Genomic DNA, 21,243 nt, shown 5'->3' on the forward strand with positions numbered 1-21,243 from the left:
GCGATAGAAAACCTACCATGCGATCAACTTTAAATTAGCATGGCAGGCTTTCAGATACTCAATCAATTCTAGGGCAGAATTTTTTGATTCCAAATTATTTTTTAATTGGCTCCACAGCCTTTCAAGGATATATCTTGAGTTAATGGCGATTTCCTTGATTAATGTTTGTTAATTGTCTATCCCAATTTCTGGTCTAAACTAACGCCACGGATTTCTGTTTTTTGCTTTCCAACTACTTCAAGATAAGCCGGTCTTGAATCATTCGCATGTTTCAGCATTTTTAGATTTTCACTTTGCTGTTGTTTTGTTCTGTTAGTTTGAGAGTTTTCTTTCAGCAATCGGTTGTAGGTACGGTACGGAATATAATGGAGAGGATTATAACCAGCAAAACGTAGCATTAAAACACATGCCCAGGAGTACTTTCCAGCAATAATTGCTTCAACTACTTTATCAAATTGTTGAGCCTTTACTGTTGTATCTAAGTTACTACTAATACCAGCAATGTCTTGATTCATCATAGTGTTTAATTATTTTGGATGAAGTAAACTAGTTCAGTTTCTGCGATTGTTAGCGTTTCAATTGAGGTTTACAAACTGCACTAACTTTTTTGCAGATGTTAAATCGCTTTCGGGAAATTATCAGCAATTTGGCAGTGTTGGATGTTGACGAGGGCTAAAAATCCGTCTATCAACAGATGCGTACATAACTTTCCCAAGCTCTAATTAGCTCCCGCAGCTTTGAGCAGTAAAGATACAGACTGAAACTTCTCTGCTGTTTGAGCTTTACCTTGGCGCTATTAAGCAGAGTTTTAATGATTTTGGCTGATAACTCCCCTAGTAAACTAGTTTGGGCAAGAGCTAGCTTGTAGTAGGGATACAAATTATATAGATTCATTGCTGAACTGTCCCCTTGGCTTGAGGTTTCGACTGCATTTGACCTGATGATTATTTTCATGAACTAACCTTTGATTAAAAACAATCAAGTTTTTAACCAAGTTTGTTGGCTGCTCATTCCTAATTATCCAGATTCCCTCTGATGAATTGAGGAAACTGTAGCTTTTACTTGTTAGTAACTGAAAGGTAAAAATTTATCTTTTGTCTTTTCATTTAACTGGTAGGACAAAAGTCTAGGTGTAGCTCTTGGTAGATGCAGTTTTATCCTCTGAAACTTTATCGACTCCTAATTCAATCAATTTTCTCTGTTAAAACGCCTGTATTTCTTACTACTGGTTAATTAAGCAATTTCCGGCAAGTTTTCATATTTTTTCGAGTAGTGGAAAAAATTTATTTATCTTTGAGCTTTAACAACGTCATTCGTATGTATACTATTTTTTGTCGTTAATGTCATCTACTAAGTTAGCAGATTTTTAAGTTAAATTTACTGAATGTATTTCGATACGTACTTGCCTATTGTGCAACTTTTAATTTTGTCCTCCTTTACTAATTTATGAGGGGTCTGACCCCTCACACAATCTCAATTTAAACCCTTTATTATTGTCGAGTCTCTAGAAAATACTACCATTAAGTATGATGTAAAACAACTTCTAAAAATAGTAACTGCTAAAGAATAAAAAACATTCGCAGCCATAGCCTTGAGCCTATTTTCTTAATAAGTTAAATTAGATAATGATATTTATTATGCTGATGGTTCTTGATTTACAAGAACTACAGATTCAATGTATATAAATGAAATCGCTGTAAACCAATCGTGAATATTTCATGATTATCAGCTATTAATAATAGCTAGCTTATAGCACGCACTTATATTTTATTTTTGAAAAACTCTTTACTATTACTTCTTGCCTAACTATGCAAGTAAATATGACTACGCCACGCTGTGCGAAAAAAATCAAAGCGGATTGCTACAGTTTTAATTATTATCAATTGAAGAATGTAAAATATCTGTAGTAAGATGCTTTGAATAAAAATATGTATTAGGTGAAATCTCTAAAATATTATAAATTATAATATTATCAATTTTATTCAACAGTAACTTATCTATGTCTTTAATCTTTAAAAAATTTCTCAAGTAGAGACGACGGATGCTGTGACACTCGGGCTAAATACTAGTAGAAACCATCAATTTGCATGAGTTTGTGATGAGTGCTTTGCTCAACAATAATACCTCGGTCTAGAACAAAGATATAGTCGGCATAGAGTAGTCTAGAGTTCTCACTACTTCAACTCTTACCATTACTGAAATTTTCCTTTGCTTCCGGAAATACTCGGAAAATAAAATCAGAAATTTAAACTCTGCTTTCTCAGATAAAGACAGGCTAATCCTGGCAACGCATATACTATAGCGGTTCTCAATTGCATCGAATACAGACCTAAGCCCCAGTCCCTTCTCCTTGAAGGGAAGGGGAGTAAGATTCAAAGCCTCTCTCCTTTTAAGAAAGAGGTTTGGAGAAAGGTCAAAGTGTATTGCATCCATAGACGCGTAGCGCCTACTCTTACGAGAACGCTTTCAGTGAACCCGCAGGGTATGAGAACCGTTTTGATAGCTAATCAATTAATAACTAAGTAAATTCCCCAGATTGCCATTGCCCGTAAGTAGGTGCTAGCGCGGAAAGTACCAGCTGCGGTGATAGCTTCAGGGGTGCGAAATTGCAGCCCATTTTCATAAATTTGCTTGACTACAGCCTGTGTTAACCTCAACGCTTCATCTTTCATTCCCATTTGCACAAGAAAAGCCGCTAGCCCAAAGTTTATCCCAGTCCAAACTTCTAAAGGATGAGTAGCTTTAGGGTTTTCTGGTGAACCATCAGGACGAACACCATTCGCAGCACCAAACTCTCCATTGCAGAATTTCAAAAAGCAAGCATCATAAACAGTTTTTAGGGCAGAAAGGGCGCGATCGCTCGGTACAATATCTGGTAAGTCCAATAGTCGGGCGTAGAATTGTCCGCATAATTGATCCGCCATTACCACATCAGAACCACTTTGACTATCAAGTTGGTAATATTGCCCATTCCAAAGTTTTTCTTGATAAATAGGAAGAGATTGTGCCAACCAAGCTTCATAAGTAGACTTTTGCGCCGCCAACTCTGCTGTGTTACCTGTCTGGTAAGTTAATAAAATATCGCTAATTGCGATCGCAGCCTCTAGCGCCGCTAACCATAACCCACCACAATAGGCGCTGACACCCTGTAACCGCCAATCATCAAAGGTTTGGTCAGGCGCACCAGAATTTTCGGGAATCCCATCGCCATCAAGGTCAAAGGTTTTCAGGTAGTCCAGGGTTTGAACGATGGCAGGCCAGCAATCTGCTAGAAATTCTACATCGTCAGCACCCGTGAGCAGAAAATCACGGTATACTTGCAAGACAAAATCACTACCCAAATCTTTCCACAAATTGCAGTCTTGATAGCTGGTGTAGTTGGTTTTCTGCCAAACGTGTTCATTTGGTGCCCCTAAATCGTGGGGTGTTGCACCTGCAACTTTGCGAACCGCGATCGGGCTTTCTGCCTTAATTGTCATGTAATAGCCAATTATTCGGGGTGTATCATCACCTTGAGGAATCGCCCGTGCAAACGCCCGAATCACCGATTTTTCTAATTCTGGAAACAGCATCAGCAGGGCAAAAGAACCATACAGGCGCACATCTAGGCTTTCATACCACCGATAATCTAGACACTCCAGCACCGCAAACTGACCGATGGGGTCAAGTTCTGATGCTGCACTCCAGAGAGTACCGCCGCTAGTGAGATCGTAAAGCTCGTTAAATAGAGCCATTTTAAACCAATTGGGTAAATCTTCCCGGTCAAGAATGGGTTGTTGCCAAGTTTGAATTTGCGATCGCCAGGTTTGATATTCTTGGAGGGCAGTAGATGCGATCGCCCAAGCATTATTTCCACTTTTATCAAAGAAGTCTGTATATCTGCGATAATAGTTGACTCCGGCGGCAAATTCTGTAATGGGTAAATCCCAAGCGAGGACAAAGGGGATTTCGAGAGTTTCGCCTGGTTGGAGAGTGAAACGAAGTGCGATCGCAGCCCCTAACTGTTCACCTTCTGCGACTGGATTAGCATCTATATAATTGGACAAAGAACCATCTTTGGCAAAACTTTCCCACACCTCATCACCAGTTCCATCAGGATTCCAGCGAGTGTGGTGAAATAGTTCTACTTGGGGATGTTTCAGTGTCGCAATACACCAAGTTCCATCTCCTTCTTGCAAAGCATCACTACCAACCCGCCTTAAAAGACAGCCAAAGTGTTGTGGATTTTCAACTATTTGGTTATAGTTTCCTTGACTTTCGCCCCAATGTGGTTGGTATTCATAAACCGGACTACCATCATCACGCACTTGCACTTGGGGAGATTTGAGGGCATTAGTAAACCAGCCCACCATATTTTGCCAAGTGAGCATGATGCTGAGGGTAATTGGTGCATCTGTAGGGTTATGGGCATTCCAGAGGAATGTTGCCACAGGGTAGCTAGTTTCTTGATAATTACCTGCCCAAATTGGGGAAAATTGTTCACAAGTCAACTGTGCTTGAAATACATTTTCGTACACAAACCAGCTACGTGGGTATAGCGCGTGATAATTACCAGTCCCCTCTGTACTGGCAAGCGTTGGATACCACTGCCAAGCTTTGAGAGTATTATCATCGGGCCCTTGGGTAGATAAAGCGTAGGCTTGGGTAGATGTGCCATTGGATTCAAATACACTGAATTGACAAGCGGGGACGTTTTTGAAGGTATGCTCACCGCCGTCGATGTGCCACAGGTTAAAATCTCCCCGTGAAGAACGACCGATACAACCTGCACCAAAGCCACCTAAAGGCATACCATGCCAAGGGCCATCATCGATATTACTTGCGTAGCGGACGGTATAAGGTTTGTCCCAGCCTAAACCGATGGGACGGCTCCAAGTACAAGAGGGAATTTTCACAGAGAGTTGATTTGTCATCGCCTAATGTTATAGCGTGCAGTTACGTCAATGAAGACTAGCGCGATGTGCGATTTTTCTCAAGGGGCACAAATATCAATACTTGTCGGGTTTTGGGGGAAAGAGAAAAGGTTAAAGGGGAAAAACCTTATATATCAACCCTTAGACTCCTTTTACTCTCATCTTAAACGAGCAATATTGACACAAATATGCCTTCTCGATTCAGTAGTCTAACTAAGTTGGCACAATAACAGGACTTACGCAAAAAATAGCCCAAACCTTAATTTCCACGTAGAGGCAATTCATGAATTGCGCCTACCACGTGTAGTTTTGCCTAAGTCCTAAATAAAATAAAACTAGGCTAAAACCCTTATTGCCTATTACCTATTGCCTTATCCCGCCGATAATTATTTACGCCCACTTACTTAGTAACATCTGGCTCAGTTTGACAAAATATATCTCGGCAAAAATCCGAAAAGCAGCAATTTCAGCTTGTAGCTCAGTATATACTTACAAAATTAATATTCACTTAGTACAGCTGCTACCATATCAAACAAGACTTAGAGCAAAATCCTCTTGTTTGATATGGTAGGCAAAGTTCCACCACAGTGTATTATGAGTCTCAATAGGAATATAATTTTTTTGACTTCAAATTTGTCTATCTGTTAAATACGAAATCATCCGCAAAATTAGGAGCGTAATTATGCTACTAGAAACCAAAAACTATTGCCACAAATTAAGCCGCATTTTAATTTGTTCCTTGGGCAGTAGTTTGTTGATCGCGAGCAATGTGCTACCTATAAATGCTTTGGGAAAACCTCAACATTCTCAAGGTTTCATAATTGCCAAATCACCAGATGAGAGACAACCAGAAGCAGTAGAAAAAGGAATTGAGCAACTTCCTGCTTCTCAAGCATCAATATCTCCAAGAAAGAAGACATCTATTGAGTCGCCAATACAGACTCGTCCTATATCTTCTAATACAGAAACTTCCCAGCCAACCTCGAATGCTTCAAATGATGACTCTACTTCTAGATCACCTAGACGTAGGACTTCTAACTCAAATTCTAATCGTTCCAATAGTAGTGCATCTAGATCGTCTGGAGTCAGGGCTTCTAATTCAAATACCAATCGTTCTAATGCTGGCTCTGGGAGAGTTAGCAAGCCAAGTTCTAATGTAGCTAGAAGTGGCAACCAAAATATCGAGCGTCCGGCAGTTTATGCACCTGCGACACCTACTTATAAAGAGATTAACTTTGTAGATGTCGCATTGGGTATTCTGAGTAAAAGTGACTTTCAATCTCAAGGTAGATATTTTCATTTCTATGAGTTTGAAGGTAGAGAAAATCAACTAGTTCAAATTAGGCTTGTTGGTAGTAAAGATACACGTAGATCAAATAACTTGAGTTTAAATCCTTTGTTATTTCTGCACGATCCTGATGATAATGTCATCGTCAAAAAAGGCACTTTGGAAAAAAGCAGTGATGGTGATGATGCCTTCATTTTTGCGCGGTTGCCTAAGAATGGCATTTACAAAATTGCAGTTACTAGCCGAGATACCGGTGAGATCGGTCGCTATAGTTTGGCTCTGAGGAATGACAGAGCTAGCTATACCTTAGATGAAGCAGGCCAACTAAGCGCCAATAGCTCAACCTTGAAACAAAATGGAGGCGCTTACAATGTTTCTAATTTCCAAGGAAGAAAAAATCAGCTTGTAAGCATTCGTGTAGATAGTGTTGATGAAGAATTTTCTCCTTATGTAGCTTTGCTAAATTCAAAAGGACAGACGATCGCTATAGATAGAGACAAAGATAAAGCCGGCACCTACAGCGCTTTAATTGACCGAGCTAGGTTGCCTGAAGATGACACTTACTATATAGTTGTCAGTTCCAAAAATCCACAGGAACGCGGTAAATATAGATTGACTCTCTTCTGATAGTTTAGGTTGGATAAAAACCTCTCCCTGGTTTTACTACGCAAAATCTCTCCCTTTCCGAGCCGGAGAGGGACATTCTAGTAAGGGAGAAATTTTTACTGAGACAACCGCCAAATCTTAATGGTGTTGTCTTCACTACCACTGACAAGGGTCTTGCTATCAGGACTGAAGGCTACGGATGTCACAGTGTTGGTATGCCCTGTTAATGTGAGAATTTCTTCTCCTGTGGCCGAATTCCAGAGTTTGATAGCGCGATCGCGGCTACCACTGGCAATAATTTTACCATCGGCACTAAAGGCTACGGTTGTGACTGTATTGGCGTGTCCCGCCAGTGTGCGAATTTCTTTTCCCGTCAGTAGATTCCAAAGTTTAATGGTGCGATCGCGGCTAGCACTGGCTAAAATTTTCCCATCTGGGCTAATAGCTACAGCTGTTACTGTTTGATAATTTCCCTCTAGTGTGCGGATTGAGTACCCTTTTGTGAGATTCCAGATTTTGATCGTCTTGTCAAAACTGCCACTAGCAAGAATCACACTATCAGGACTGATGGCTAGCGATCGCACCCAGAATGTATGCCCTACCAATGTCCGAATTTGCTCTCCTGTTGCTAAATCCCAAATTTTGATGGTGTTGTCATCACTACCACTCACCAGAGTCTCGCTATCAGCGCTGATCGCTAGGGCACGAACTGAGTCAGAATGCCCTGTAAGAGTGCGAATTTGTTTTCCTGTTGCTAAATTCCAAATTTTGATGGTGCTGTCATCACTAGCACTTACCAAAGTTTTCCCATCTGGGCTAATTACTAACGTATTCACCTGCTGAGAATAGGCGTTGAGTGAAGATATTTCTTTCCCGGTGGCGAGATTCCAAAGTTTGATTGTGCCATCGCCTCCACTGCTGGCAATGGTTTTACCATCAGGGCTGATGGCAACAGATAAAACCGAGTTTTCATCTCCTTGGATGGTGTTAGCTAAGGAAACCCTACCCAAAGTAATCTTTGGTGGTTGACCTAAAAGCACGTCATCTTTGCCAGAATTATTATGCTGACTCAGCCTAGAAACTAAACTGGTTTGAATCCGGCGAAAATGTTTATACCAAGATTCTTGGAATCCGAACAACAGAATAAAAGCACTTACCAAAATTAAAGTTCTCAGTAAGGGATAACTTTTTGGTAAAGATGGGGCTTGAGTTGCGGGAATTTTTCCAGATGACTTACCGGCTGGTGGTAGGGCGAGGAGTTGTTTTGGAGTTAAGTCTTTGAGAACTTCATCAGCTGACTGGTAACGTTCATGGATATCTTTTTTTAAAAGTTTGTCGATGACAAAATCCAACTCGGTATTTAATGGACTCCGCAAATATTCCCGCCAATTACTCACCCACGCATACCCCGATTCCATCCACAACTGAAAGGGGGAAGTTCCCGTTAGCAAATGAAAGCAGGTAGCGCCTAAACCAAACAAGTCACTGGCAGGAAAAGCTTTACCATCTCTAATTTGTTCTAAGGGAGAATAACCATGTGAACCAATGGATGTACCAGACTTGTGCTGAACTTTGGCGGTGAATTGCTTTGAAGAACCGAAATCAATCAGACTTAATCGCCCATCACTTTTATGACGGATAATATTTTCTGGCTTGATATCCCGATGAATGACTTTGCGATCGTGGATAAATCTCAGGATGGGCAATAAATCTAGCAAAATATATTGAATATCCTTAGCGTTATAACCCTTGCGCTGTTGCAACTCCTTTAATAAATTATCGCCATTGATAAACTGCTGCACTAAATATAGGCAGCCGTCTTGCTCAAAGTAAGCTATTAAAGTTGGAATTTGGGGATGTTCCCCAAGGTCTTGTAGTCGCTGCGCTTCTTCGGCAAACAACTCCATCGCCTTTTTTTGCGACCAAGTTCCTTGGAACTTTGGAGCTAATTGCTTGATAACACAGCGTTCATTGAGTTTATCGACATCTTCTGATAGATAGGTTCTGCCAAATCCCCCCTCATCTGAAAGGACTCGGATGACACGGAAGCGATTTCTTAAAAGTGACACCAACGGGGTGCTACAACTTTGGCAAAACTTCTTTCCATTGGGATTCAGGGGATTTAGGCAATCGGGATTTAAGCAGCAGATCATGATCTGACAGGCGCGACTGCATGACAACTTAGGCTAAGTTTGCCCCTAACTTTCCCTTAAGAAAATCGACTCTCGCTTACTTGTGGTAGAAAACCCTGTTCTAGGGATTGGGGAATTACTTAATATAGTTAGCGTTTGTAAATAGTAGTCAGTCTTCCTCATTTGTGGAAAACTACGAGAGCCATAAAATTAATTATTCTTCCGATTATATAATAATCTGAATAGAAATATTTCTCTGAACTGCTACCCCTAGTAATTTTGCTTGTATATTGATAAGCATAAATTGACTAAGTATTAAGTAAAATCCTGATTAATTAACCATCACTGACGATGTAATGTAGTTGCAATATTTACTAGATTTGTTTTTGATATTTTCAATTGCTCATGATAATTGCTAATTTGATACTTTAGGCAATAAAAGGTTGTTCGAAAAGTATTTTGCTGTGATTTTAGACACTTTTCGATCCCCTAAATCACCCTTTTTAATGGAGATTTAGGAAGATCTGCAACTATTGGATACATCACAAATAACTTTTAAAATATCTTCTAACTTAATTTTGCTACCTTGTTTACTTAAGCCTCGCTCTCCATTTCCGAATAGCATTAGCAGTTCTGGTAACTGGTGGTATGTACACATCTGGAGTTTCGTTAAAGTTTTCGTATTGTGTAATACTTTTATTATTTAATTTTTGGGTAGTTAGACAGTTAGCTAAAGTAGGCAAATAGCTGTCATAACTTAAAGCTTTTATTACTTCATCGACAGTCTTAAACCGATCGTCTAATGTAATCTTTACCATTTTCCCTAAAGTTTTGGCGAAACTATCGGTAATATTTACTTCTTTTTGCCAGCATATCTCACCAGTATTTGGGTGGTAATCAAATTCTAAAGGACTTTTACCAGTCAACATATAAATACAAGTTACACCCAGTGCATAAATATCACTGGCATAAACTGGGCGAAGAGAATACTGTTCTGGTGGCGCAAATCCCCTAGTTCCAATAAAGTTGGTATTTATAACTTGATTGGTAGAGTTTTCACAAGCATCAACTAATTGCTCTTTTACTGCACCAAAATCAATCAGCACTACCCGTTTGTCATACTCACACCGCAATAAATTTTGGGGCTTAATATCCCGATGAATCACATGATGTTTATGAAGATACTGTAATACTGGTAATAATTCCTGTAAAAACTGTTTCACCGAGGCTTCACTTTTGAGCCCACCTCGCCGCACTTCTTGGGCTAAAGTCAAACCCGGTATGTATTCTTGAATTAAAAAAAACTCCTCATTCGCCTGAAAGTAGTCTAGCAGCATGGGAATTTGCGAATGACTACCGAGTTGACCTAAAGTTCTTGCTTCTTTTTCAAAACGCGCACATGCCTTTTGCCAACTTTGGGGACTAGTTACTTTCGGGCAAAGCTGTTTAATGACGCACAGAGGATGCCCAGGTAATACGGCATTTCTGGCTAAAAACGTGATGCCAAAACCACCTTTACCTAGAACTTGCAATATTTCATAGCGATCGCGGAATAGCTTCTTGGAAGCACACATCTGACCAAGTTGAGTTTGCTGTGAAATGCTCTCTTGAGAATTCGTTATTTTCTGAGAAAAGCGATTCATTAGTATAGAATATCTGCTCTGAAATGTCTCTAATCCTACGACAAATATTCCTTAATAACAGTAATATTACTGGAACTTTGCTAAATCATCATTATTCTTCTTAGGACTTACGCAAAAGTACACACAGTATCTGCGGTACTCCTATAGGGACATAAAAAATAATTAACCATAGATGAAAAATATATCCTCGTAGTGGCGTACAGATGTACGCCAATATTCATTCAAATGAGAATGGCTATAAAACCCAAGGGTATTGAGTTTTAAGGCACTTCAATGGGAATCAAAGCATTTTCTGGCAAGTAGTTACAAAAACGCCCTTCATCTGCAAGCACCAAAATCAGACGCAGGGGGTAATCTGGCGGGACTTGCAAATCTGCCCACGGTACAGCCAACTCAAAACAACTATTTAAAGCTACTTGAGCACGACTGAAACGTGGCTTCCATTGATAATTGTCTCCAGCTTCTCGAAACTGAATCGATTGCGTCAGCAAGTTAACTTCTAGAAGATGGTGAAACAGATAATTAAGTGGGGCTGAATCTGGTATATCTGCCAAGGGAACTGGGCTATTAACCATTGTTTTGTCTGGATAAAACCACAGCAAATTCAACTCTTTGGGAAAATCCTCCCCTGGTGCAACACCACCTTTAAAGTCCAGCCGCAAATAAAAATTGAGGTGATCCACCCCATACCAAAGTCGCTGAATGACGCTGCTATTGTGCATCGTTCCCCGCGCCCCGCCGATTTCTATACGTCCAGCTTTGTCCCAGTCTTGCTCATCACCCTTACCATCGATAACAGGATGGATAAATCCTTGTGGGGTATGACTTCCCTGCGCTTCGTGGATTTCCACTGGTTGCTTGAGATAGGGCGGTATAGGTTCATTTAATGCCTTGTAAATCCCAAACAGGTGTTCTCGAAATAACTGGTCAAAAATGGCATCTTGATTTGATGAGTGTCCTGCACCAAACCACCAAAACCAGTCTGAACCCTCTGCGGCATATAATGCTTCCCATGCTTCTGGGTTGTTTTCTTCCGTTGCTTCGGGATGACTTGCGAGCATGTCTCTAGCTTCTGTCAAGTAATCCCAAGCTCGATTTTTGGCGCGATCGCCGATCCAGGTGGTGAAGCTGCCATCTACCCAAGAACCACTGTGTAGTTGCCCTCCGGGAATGGTAGCTGTGGCGGGGAATTCTTCCAGGAATTCGGAGACGGTGACGAGTTTGAGGTGGGGTTCATCGCTCAAACTTTGATACAAAGCTTCTAAGAAGGGTTTGCCATCTTCGGGATAAAATTCCCAGCAATTCTCCCCATCTAAGGCAATGGTAACTAGCCAAGGTTGCTCACTTTGACTATCTCTTTGCATTTTAGCGATCGCTTGCAAATGTCCCACTAAGTCGGCTGCTGCCTTTTTTGCTGGCATCGCACCGTAGGTAAAGCCAATCAAATCTGATAATCTGTGGTCGCGAAACACAATTGACAAATCACCCTCGGCGGTTTGCAGCCGATAGGGTCGATACAACAGTTCTGGTTGCTGCACATTCCCCGCCCCATCCCGATGAAAAAAGTGTTTCAGCGTCCACCCTAAGACGGCTTCATCTGAGCATATCCACTTAAATCCTTGGTTAATAATGTGTGGAAGTATCGCCGGACTGACTGACTGTTCCGAAGGCCACAAACCACGAGGTATTTGTCCAAAGCGGTCTTTATAAAAGTTCCAAGCTTTCCGTAAGTGACGGGGAATATCTTCTTCCCACTGAAATCGCTGCTTAGGTAGTGTCATATTCGGCACAGCTACCCGACCGGAGTTAGTATCAGCGAGTAAGGGCAAAATCGGGTGGGTGTAGGGCGTAGTGGTAACTTCTAGTTGCCCCGCCTCCTGCATTTTGCGATGTTGCGGGATAATGCGACTGAGAATTTCTCGTTGTTTGGAATAAATGCGCTGGCGATCGCTTAAAGTAAAATTTCGACCCTGTTTTAACCAAGTCGCAATTTCTGGGTCATCCCAAAACAGAGGATCGATCCAAGCCAAATTGTGCCAAGCTAGCAAATCACCATAATCTGGCAACTCCCAATTTGCTAAACACCAAGCTTGCCCCTTATTCTGCCTTTGCTGATACAACTCGCTATAGCGGGGATGTGGGTCAATCAACGTATGGTGATTGGCATCAAAAAAGTGTTGGATAATAAATTCCCTCTGTTCCTGGCTGAGTTGTTCATTCGGTGTCAAACAGGCTGTGAGGTAAGGGTCAAAAGCAGTCCCAGCAATATAATCTTCAAGTTGTAATATCAGCGATGGAACTAAATTCACCGTTTGGTGTAACTTAGGATACCGCTCTAAGAGCAATACTAAATCCAAATAATCTTTAGTCCCATGTAAACGTACCCAAGGTAGGCGGTACTGCTGACTGGGAGATAGGGCACTACCAGGAGATTTGTACAGAGGCTGATGTTGATGCCAGATAAAAGCGATGTAGAGAGGATGGGGCATAGCGAGTAATTAGGAGTTAGGGATTGGGGATTACAAATTAGGGATTAGGTATTAATGATAAATTATGAATGAAAAAATCCATTCTTCCCCAGTCCTCAGTCCCCAATCCCCAGTCCCTAGACTACTTGTTCAATTTCCGCAATTTCAGGAATCATTTCTTTTAGGCGGCGCTCAATACCCATTCTCAGGGTCATTGCAGAACTGGGACAAGAACCACAAGCACCTTGCAGGCGAAGCTTTACAACAGGCCCATCGAGTTCTACGAGTTCCACATTGCCGCCATCAGACATGAGATAAGGGCGCATTTCATCTAAGACTGTTTCAACGTTGTCAATTGTGAGTTCCATAGTTTTAGACCTGCTAAGTTAATGGTGGGCATTGGGAATGGGACATGGGGCATTGGGAATGGGGCATGGGGCATTGAGAATGGGGAATGATTCTTGTGCCATCTGCGCTGTTACTCGTTAGCCATTATCCAAAATTCTATTTTCTATGTTGTCTAAACAGAGTTTTCGTGTGAGCCTCCTACTTTACTTTAGCTTTTAGGTTCTGGTTTGTAATTTGACGGAAGACAGGATTTAACGCTCCTAAGTACACGTCACCGTAAAAAGGAGTCAAAAATCTATTATTTTGTAAATTTTGAGTAAAGTGGAGCAAAAGCCAAATTTAGGCGTTTGTTGTGTTTTCTTCTTCAACCCAGCCCATAATTATACAATTTTGTGGTCTAGGGACGGAATTCTCTCCAATCTCCCATGCCCAATTTTGTTATTTATTGAATAATAATTACTAAGAAACTTTAAATTTTAAAACTTTAAACCCAGTATTGCTAATGTTCCAGATGACCAATGACTAACTCATAACGGGCTAAATGCTCCGCTATCGCTAACAGCACTGTCTGTTGAGTCGCTATCACTAGACGAAACCATGACTGGCTGTTGATATAGTGGTACTGTAAATGTCACTGTTGAACCAAGTCCTTCACCCAGACTATAAAAATGTACCTCGCCGCCCATTGCTTCCACTAGCTTCTGAGATATTGCCAGTCCTAAACCTGTGCCACCATACTGGCGAGTGCGTGAGCCATCCACCTGAGAGAATAATTGAAACAGTTTATCTTGTTTGTCTAGGGAAACACCGATGCCTGTGTCTGCCACACGGACTCTTACCATGCCAGGAAATTGCTGGTCTTGAAGCTTCGATTTTTTGAGTACTAAATCGGCGCTGACGGTGACACCACCTTCATGAGTAAATTTGATGGCATTACCTAGCAAATTGAGCATCACTTGGAGCAAGCGTTGGTAATTGCTTTGGACAATGATTTCATCGGAGGTAGCAGGCATTTGCATCCGAAAGCTGAGGTTTCTCATTTCTGCTTGGGGACGCATGAAATTTTCTACATCACTAAATAGCTCGTTTAGCTTGACTGGAGCGTAAGTTAGCTCCATTTTACCAGCTTCGATTTTGGCAATGTCCAAAATGTCGTTGATGATATTTAGTAGATGTATCGATAAGTGGTGAGCTTCTGCCAAAAATTGGTTTTGTTCTTCTGGGTCATCTGCCATCCCTTCCAAAATCAGCTTCAAAAAGCCAATCATGCCATTGAGAGGGGTACGAATTTCATGGGAGACATTAGCCAGAAACTCGCTTTTGAGCCGGGAAGCTTCTTCGGCTTTTTGACGCGCTACTTCTAATTCTTCGTATAAAGTAGCATGTGCGATCGCAGTTCCCAATTGATCTGCTGCTTCTTTTGCTAGCTCTAATTCCGATTCTGTTAATGTATAACATTCATCTTGCCAATTCAAGGCAACCAATCCATTGGCTTGGTCTTGATAGCAAGTCGCAACCACTAAAGTTTTCTGCCGCCCAGACTCTGTGCATCCAGGTACTTCCATCACAACTGGTTCTAAGGTTGTCAAAGCCTGAGCAAAAGCAGGCTCAGAAGCTACATCTATTTCTAAGCCTAGCATTGATCTGAGTTCTGGCTGGCGATACTCAGCTTTCACTTTTACTTTTGAGCTAGAGGGCTGATAAGGACAAATAATACAGCGCTCTAGCCGCAGTGCTTTTCCCAAACTGTCAACTGTTTGCTGCCAAATAATATCTAAATCCAATGTCCGGCGAATATTTCTGGTAATCCGATTTACCAGTTTTTGATGTTGCTGTGATCGTAAAGCCAACTCTATTTGTGTGGGGGTTTTGGATGCCACACGCGCTTGTTTTTTGTTGAGTGTCGCTTGCACTAAGCGTCCCATAACTAAAACTGTAGTGGCAGTTGTTCCCAAACTCGGCATAATCGGACTAATCACTAAGTCCAACTCAAATAATTCCTGGTGGTAGCTAAACCAACACTGAAACCTTTCTGGCACCAAACTTGTCAAAATTCGGTGCAATCGTTCCACATAATTAACCTTATCCACTGGGGCAAAGGTTTGCCTCTGGTTCAGCTCGTCAACTATTTTTTCGGTATTTAACCCCAGGAGTTCGCTATGCTGCCAATGAAAGGTCAGATAGCGCCCTGCCCCATCTTGCGTATACACCAACTCAGCTCCTAGAGTTGGTAATAAGCCATCAGTTTTACTGGTAATAGATTCCAGATTTTGGGAAAATACATTCGGCAATTGGGAATTGGCAGTAATAGTCATTAATTGAGTTGGATAGACAAAGGATATCCGACCGTAATTTTACTAAAGCTGCTAAAATTTGTATATAAATTTTTACAGCTTTTTTGCTTTTATTGGGTATTTCTTGGTGTTCTGAAATCCAGCTTGATAAACTTCACCTTTTTTAACTTGCATTAACAGATGACTGATGGCATTAATCGTTCCATTCACCGCGAGGAGGAACGGGGGTACGCACAGGGGTACGTGTCAGTTCGTCATCTCTGAGGATTTCACCACGCAACCACTGGCGAATTGCTACCTCAATCACTTTACTTGGGTCATTGGTGAGATGCTGAATTTGCTCTAGTAACTCGGAGTCCAGGCGGACGGCAATTTCTACCTTATCGGCTCGTGTGTTTTCCGCTTCGGTAGTTTTCTCTTGCATATTCATAGGTTTGATATACTCTGAATTGGTTTTGTCTAAAGCTTTGTAAAGTAGTTATATTCATCATTTGGGCTAATTCACTGAAAAATCTTCAATGGGACATTTACATAGTTCCCCGAAATAGCACCAAAGTAACAGCTTTAAGTTTTAAATCGCATTTTTCATATAACTGACTAGACAATAGCTCTAGAAGTTTTGCCGATAAATCAGTGATTATGAGTAATTACGGGTTGTAATTGCCCAAGATCACTACATGATCCCTACATGTACTTATTTACATTTATTGTACGCTCCTAGCTGTTGAATACTAGCAGCGACAAATAGACTTTCATAATATTCTTAAAAGTCCACCTATTTAGATCGAAAGTTAAAGATGGGGTGAAGAGGGGCAGAGGAGGCAGGGGGCCAGGGAGCAGGGAGAGCAGGGGAAGAAAGAATAACTAATGACAAATGACCAATGACCAATGACTAATGACCAACTCAGCACTAAAAACGGAGCGTCTTGGCTAAGAAAGCATTAAAATACATTAAGTAAATTGCTCTTTTAACTTTGGTTGCTGCTAAGGCAAAGATAGTATATGACTGACGTTCCCGCAGTTCGCATTCGCAATTTTTGTATTATTGCTCACATCGACCACGGGAAATCAACCCTCGCCGATCGCTTGCTACAAGCGACTGGCACTGTTGAAGACCGAAAGATGAAGGAACAGTTTCTCGACAACATGGATCTGGAACGGGAGCGCGGCATTACGATTAAGCTGCAAGCTGCCCGAATGAATTACAGAGCCAAAAATGGTCAGCAGTATGTGCTGAACTTGATTGATACTCCTGGACACGTGGATTTCTCTTATGAAGTCTCCCGCTCTCTTGTTGCTTGTGAAGGAGCGTTATTGGTAGTAGATGCTTCCCAAGGTGTGGAGGCGCAAACTTTGGCAAATGTCTATTTAGCCTTAGAGAATAACCTGGAAATTATTCCGGTTTTGAATAAAATTGATTTACCTGGGGCAGAACCAGAACGGGTAATTGGTGAAATTGAAGAAATTATCGGTCTAGATTGCAGTGGTGCGATTCTGGCTTCTGCTAAAGAAGGACTTGGTATTGATGAGATTTTAGAAGCAGTTGTCGAGCGGATACCGCCACCGCCCAATACCATAAATGAACGGTTACGAGCCCTAATATTTGATAGCTATTACGACAGTTACCGAGGAGTAATTGTGTATTTCCGGGTGATGGATGGCACTGTCAGAAAAGGCGATCGCATTCATCTAATGGCATCCGGTAAAGAATTTGAAATTGATGAGTTAGGTGTGCTTTCTCCCACTCAAAAGCAAGTCGAAGAACTCCACGCTGGCGAAGTAGGCTATTTGGGAGCGGCAATTAGAGCAGTAGCTGATGCACGGGTGGGTGACACAATTACCCTTAGTAAGGCAAAAGCTGAGTCACCCTTACCAGGTTACGCAGAAGCGAACCCAATGGTTTATTGTGGGATGTTCCCCATTGATGCTGACCAATTTGAAGACTTACGGGAAGCATTAGAAAAGTTGGAACTCAACGACGCAGCCCTACATTACGAACCAGAAACTTCGAGCGCCATGGGGTTTGGCTTCCGTTGCGGGTTTTTGGGTTTGCTGCACATGGAAATCGTCCAGGAACGCCTAGAACGGGAGTATAATCTCGATTTAATCATTACAGCCCCCTCGGTGGTTTATAAGGTGATTACTCTCAAAGGAGAGGAACTGTACATCGATAATCCTAGCCGTTTACCTTCTCCCAACGATCGCCAAAGAATTGAAGAACCATACGTCCAAGTAGAGATGATTACGCCGGAAACTTATGTCGGCAGCTTGATGGAGTTGTCACAAAATCGCCGGGGCATCTTTAAAGATATGAAATATCTCGCCCAAGGACGAACCACCCTGACTTACGAACTCCCCTTAGCGGAAGTAGTGACTGACTTTTTCGATCAGATGAAGTCGCGATCGCGCGGTTATGCTAGTATGGAATATCACCTCATAGGCTACCGTGAGAACCCTCTGGTGAAGCTGGATATCATGATTAACGGCGATCCTGTGGATTCCTTGGCAATGATTGTGCATCGAGACAAAGCTTACAACGTTGGGCGGGCAATGGCAGAAAAACTCAAAGAATTAATTCCCCGCCATCAATTTAAAGTCCCGATTCAGGCATCTATTGGCAGTAAAGTTATTGCCAGCGAACATATCCCCGCCTTGCGGAAAGATGTGCTAGCCAAATGCTACGGTGGTGACATTAGCCGGAAGAAGAAACTCTTACAGAAGCAAGCAAAAGGTAAAAAGCGGATGAAATCTGTAGGTACTGTAGATGTACCCCAGGAAGCTTTTATGGCAGTACTGCGCTTGGATCAAAGCTAATAGAAAAAAGAATTCAGGAGTAAAGAGTCAGAATACCCTTTTAGGGAAGCAAGCTACAGAACGAATTAAATTCCAAGTGGCGGATAGCGAGTCTGCAAACGTCTGAATTTGCTCTTTTAGTTCCCCACCAAAATTTTCTGGTTCTGAATTCTGAATTCTTTTTCAATATCTGTTAATTTTAATTACAAAGGCTGTCAACAGCAGCCTCAAGCGTAAGAGTTTCAGCCTGTCGGTGGTAGGTTTAGCTTTCAGAAAGCCAGAGACTAACTCACCATTGGCTCAAACATCCTTGAGCGTGCCTCGAATGCAGGATTTCTAACAGCAAAATATATATTTATTGTAGAAATTCAAAACATCATGAGTCGCAAGCAGGCCCAAGAAGAACTCTCTGAGGCAGAGCAAAAATACCGCACTCTGGTAGAACAAATTCCGGGCGTTGTTTATATTTTACCGATTAATAACACTGCTCAAGAAGCTTATATTAGTCCGCAACTGCAACAATTGTTAGGCATTGCTCCCGAAGATTGGTATCACGGTTTTTTTAATAGTTGGTTAAATTACACTCATCCAGACGATCGCGATCGCTATTGGCAAGCTGTAAACACGACAATCACCACCGGAGAGACTTTGAGGGTCGAGTATCGAATGCTGAGGCGCGATGGTAGAACAATTTGGGTGCGGGATCAAGCTAATCTTGTTCTCTGTGCGGATGGACAAACTCAGGTATTTCAGGGTTTAGTGTTCGATATTAGCGAACGCAAACGGGCAGAAGCCGCATTAAGTGAAAATGAGCCAAAATTCCGGGCGATTTTCAATCAAACCAATCAGTTTATCGGATTGCTTCAGCCCAATGGAATTGTATTAGAGGCTAACAAAACAGCACTGGACTTTGCTGGAATTACTCGAGAAGAAGTAGTTGGTAAGCCATTTTGGGAGGCAAAATGGTGGACAATTTCTTCAGAGACACAAGCACAATTAAAAACTGCGATCGCAGCTGCTGCTAATGGTGAATCTATTCGCTATGAAGTTGAGGTTTTGAATCGAGACAATAGAGCGATCGCAATTGATTTTTCACTACGTCCCATACTCAATGAAACAGGGTGTGTAAAATTACTTATTTCCGAGGGACGAGATATTAGTGAATATCAAGCCGCGCTGCGCGAACGCCAAAAAGCTGAAGACGCATTGCGTTCAAGTCAAGACTTTCTCCAAAAGGTTGCTAATACCGTACCGCATATTTTGTATTTATTTGACCTCTTAAAAGGAACAAGCATTTATCTTAACCAAAAAAGTCTTAGTATTTTAGGCTACTCTCCAGAGGAATTTTGTAACGCAGATCCACAGTGGTTGCTGAATTGCTTTCATCCAGACGACCAACACCTCTGCTATGACATACCAAGTCGCTTCATCAACCTTAGCGACAATGAAGTTCTTTCCACCGAATACCGATTCCGGCATAAAAATGGGGAGTGGCTTTGGCTGAATACACGAGAAGTCGTATTTGCCAGAGATGCTAGCGGCACTCCAACGCAGATTCTTGGCTCGGTAGAAGACATTAGCACTCGTAAACAAGCTGAAGGATTGCTGCGACAACAGGCAGAGGGGGAACGACTAATTACTGAAGTAACTCAACAGATTCGGCAATCACTGAATTTGGAGGAGGTTCTAAATACAACAGTCAACAGTATTCGAGAGTGTTTGGGTTCAGATTCCGTTGCTATCTACCAGTTGGAATCTGACGGAAGTGGCTATTTTGCGGCAGAATCGCTGAGTGATGACTACCCGCAGAGATTAGAGCAGACACTGCACCCATTTTCGAGAACACGAGATTTTAGCTACTATTACCAGGGATTACCTACAGTCCTGCATAATATTCAGGAGTCTGATCTTTCAGCCGATGTTTTTGAGTTATTACAACTCTATAAAATCAAGGCTGCAATGGTAGTACCGATTTTGAATGGGGATAATCTGTGGGGTTTACTCATTGCTCATCAGTGTAGCGCACCTCGTTACTGGCAAGCATTTGAAGTTAATTTGTTGCAGCAGTTAGCCAGTCAGGTAGCGATCGCTATTCATCAATCAGTACTCTACCAGCAATTACAAGCTGCCAATGAAGAACTGCAAAGATTGGCCACTTTAGATGGCTTGACTCAAATAGCCAATCGTCGCCGATTCGATCAGTATCTTGAGAATGAGTGGCATCGACTCAAACGCGAGCAAATGCCGTTGTCTTTAATCTTGTTCGATGTCGATTTTTTTAAACGCTACAACGATACTTACGGGCATTTAGCAGGAGATGATTGTTTGCGGCAATTGGGGAGTGCGCTTAAAAGTATTATTAAGCGTCCAGCCGATTTAGTAGCCCGTTACGGCGGCGAAGAATTTGCTGTGATTCTGCCTAATACAGAGATTGAAGGAGCAATCTCTGTAGCTCAAACTATTCGACAAGCAGTCTCTGACTTGACTATTCCCCATGCTCAATCTAGTGTGTGCGATCACGTTACTGTCAGTCTAGGTGTTGGCAGCATTGTGCCAAATTCCGAAACTTCGCCACAAGACTTGATTAATGCTGCGGACAGATCACTATATATAGCTAAACAGCAAGGGCGCGATCGAGTTCATACTGTTTGCGTCGTTACCCCTTCTTAAAGCCTGAGTTACAAAACGGGCACTCAAGTGTTTTAAATTACGAATTAGTATTATACATTGCTTCCTATCGCTAGCATACAGTTGATAA

11 protein-coding genes and 1 pseudogene are annotated in these 21,243 nt (G+C 41.8%); 3 read left to right on the forward strand and 9 right to left on the reverse strand.

What is annotated here, in order from left to right; genetic code table 11:
- Window positions 1-179: 179 nt before the first annotated feature.
- From FBB35_RS18500 to FBB35_RS18510, 3 genes and pseudogenes are all read right to left on the reverse strand, one after another.
- A pseudogene (locus FBB35_RS18500) lies at window positions 180-515 on the reverse strand (HetP family heterocyst commitment protein); the annotation flags it as partial.
- Window positions 516-687: 172 nt separating this feature from the next.
- Window positions 688-954: a hypothetical protein gene (locus tag FBB35_RS18505; RefSeq protein WP_174710871.1), complete on the reverse strand. Its 267-nt coding sequence runs from the start codon at window positions 952-954 to the stop codon at window positions 688-690.
- Window positions 955-2,507: 1,553 nt separating this feature from the next.
- Window positions 2,508-4,913 (reverse strand): GH116 family glycosyl hydrolase, encoded by a 2,406-nt coding sequence (locus tag FBB35_RS18510; RefSeq protein ID WP_174710872.1) that lies wholly within the window; start codon window positions 4,911-4,913, stop codon window positions 2,508-2,510.
- A gap of 682 nt (window positions 4,914-5,595) precedes the next feature.
- Between FBB35_RS18510 and FBB35_RS18515 the strand changes: the two genes are divergently transcribed.
- Window positions 5,596-6,828 carry a peptidase gene (locus tag FBB35_RS18515; protein ID WP_174710873.1) on the forward strand — a complete coding sequence of 411 codons (1,233 nt, stop codon included), beginning with the start codon at window positions 5,596-5,598 and terminating at the stop codon, window positions 6,826-6,828.
- Between the two features lie 95 nt (window positions 6,829-6,923).
- Here the strand turns inward: FBB35_RS18515 and FBB35_RS18520 are convergent, their stop codons facing one another.
- The 6 genes from FBB35_RS18520 to FBB35_RS18545 form a co-directional block, all read right to left on the reverse strand.
- A complete protein-coding gene (locus FBB35_RS18520) occupies window positions 6,924-8,960 on the reverse strand; it encodes a serine/threonine-protein kinase (RefSeq protein WP_174710874.1) in 2,037 nt (678 codons plus the stop codon).
- A gap of 569 nt (window positions 8,961-9,529) precedes the next feature.
- The gene (locus tag FBB35_RS18525; protein WP_174710875.1) at window positions 9,530-10,582 is read right to left on the reverse strand and encodes a serine/threonine-protein kinase; all 1,053 of its coding nucleotides are present in this window, start codon (window positions 10,580-10,582) and stop codon (window positions 9,530-9,532) included.
- Window positions 10,583-10,842: 260 nt separating this feature from the next.
- A complete protein-coding gene (locus FBB35_RS18530; RefSeq protein ID WP_174710876.1) occupies window positions 10,843-13,071 on the reverse strand; it encodes a glycoside hydrolase in 2,229 nt (742 codons plus the stop codon).
- Between the two features lie 116 nt (window positions 13,072-13,187).
- Complete coding sequence (locus FBB35_RS18535; RefSeq protein ID WP_012408256.1) at window positions 13,188-13,418, reverse strand: NifU family protein; 231 nt, start codon at window positions 13,416-13,418, stop codon at window positions 13,188-13,190.
- Window positions 13,419-13,925: 507 nt separating this feature from the next.
- Window positions 13,926-15,713, reverse strand: a complete 1,788-nt coding sequence (locus FBB35_RS18540; RefSeq protein ID WP_174710877.1) for an ATP-binding protein — start codon at window positions 15,711-15,713, stop codon at window positions 13,926-13,928.
- Between the two features lie 172 nt (window positions 15,714-15,885).
- Window positions 15,886-16,122 carry a hypothetical protein gene (locus tag FBB35_RS18545; protein ID WP_012408258.1) on the reverse strand — a complete coding sequence of 79 codons (237 nt, stop codon included), beginning with the start codon at window positions 16,120-16,122 and terminating at the stop codon, window positions 15,886-15,888.
- 572 nt (window positions 16,123-16,694) lie between these two features.
- Here FBB35_RS18545 and lepA point away from each other — a divergent pair.
- On the forward strand, window positions 16,695-18,506 hold the full coding sequence (gene lepA / locus FBB35_RS18550) for a translation elongation factor 4 (protein ID WP_174710878.1): 1,812 nt from the start codon (window positions 16,695-16,697) through the stop codon (window positions 18,504-18,506).
- Between the two features lie 357 nt (window positions 18,507-18,863).
- Entirely contained in the window at window positions 18,864-21,155 is a 2,292-nt protein-coding gene (locus FBB35_RS18555; protein WP_174710879.1) for a diguanylate cyclase, read from the forward strand.
- Window positions 21,156-21,243 lie beyond the last annotated feature (88 nt).

Origin of the sequence: Nostoc sp. TCL240-02 (assembly GCF_013343235.1) — a bacterium.
In the GTDB taxonomy this organism is placed as follows: domain Bacteria; phylum Cyanobacteriota; class Cyanobacteriia; order Cyanobacteriales; family Nostocaceae; genus Nostoc.